The sequence below is a fragment of the Bradyrhizobium sp. LeoA1Lang genome (genome assembly GCF_055413685.1).
Window position 1 is genome coordinate 1 of the sequence record NZ_JBVAPG010000449.1, and the last position, 782, is coordinate 782.

The 782-nt window shown below is 65.2% G+C and carries 1 protein-coding gene; it reads left to right on the top strand.

What is annotated here, in order from left to right; translation table 11 throughout:
- On the top strand, positions 1 to 626 hold a 626-nt coding region (gene tnpC, locus ACZYOF_RS44080), incomplete at its 5' end, for an IS66 family transposase (RefSeq protein WP_463719635.1).
- Positions 627 to 782 lie beyond the last annotated feature (156 nt).

Consider the following 782-nt stretch of genomic DNA (forward strand, 5'->3'; position numbering starts at 1 on the left):
ACAAAGCACTCGCCCGCAGCCATGGCAGCGCGATCCAGCTCGCGTTTTGTCTTGCTCACGCCCGCCGCAAATTTGTCGAGGTCTACAAGACGACGCAGTCGCCGTACGCGCGCGAGGTGATCGAACGCCTGCAGGCGGTCTATGCCATCGAAGCAGAGATCCGCGGCAGCAGCGCCGAGCAGCGGCTGGCCGCCCGCTGCACCAGGGCTGCACCGCTGATGGCAGCGCTCAAGGTGCGACTGACCGAGATGGTCGACCAGCTCTTCTCCCAGTCGAAGCTGACGGAGGCCATCAACTACGCGCTCAACCACTGGGACGGATTGACGCTGTTTCTCCGCGACGGCCGCATCGAGGTCGACAGCAATACGGTCGAGCGGTCCATGCGCCCGATTGCCATGGGAAGACGCAACTCATTGTTCAGCGGCAGCGAAGGTGGCGCCGAGAGCTGGGCGATCCTGGCGTCGATCGTGAACACAGCAAAGCTCCATGACCTTGATCCGCAGGCCTACCTGACCGACGTGCTGGAGCGCATCGCCTCCGGGCGAACCAAGAGCCATCAGTTGTACGAGCTGCTCGCCTGGAACTGGAAGGCGGCGCACCAGCGTGCCGCACAGGCCGCGGCATGAGCCCGCGGCGCCATAAGGCATCGTCGTCGATGGCGGTCGCCGCGATGCCGCTTGAGGAACTCGAGCGGTGGCTGCAGGCTCGCGTCGATCGGCATCCTGCCGCCACCAGCATTCCCATGCTCGACGGTTACGTCGCCGCGATCGTGGCTGGACCGG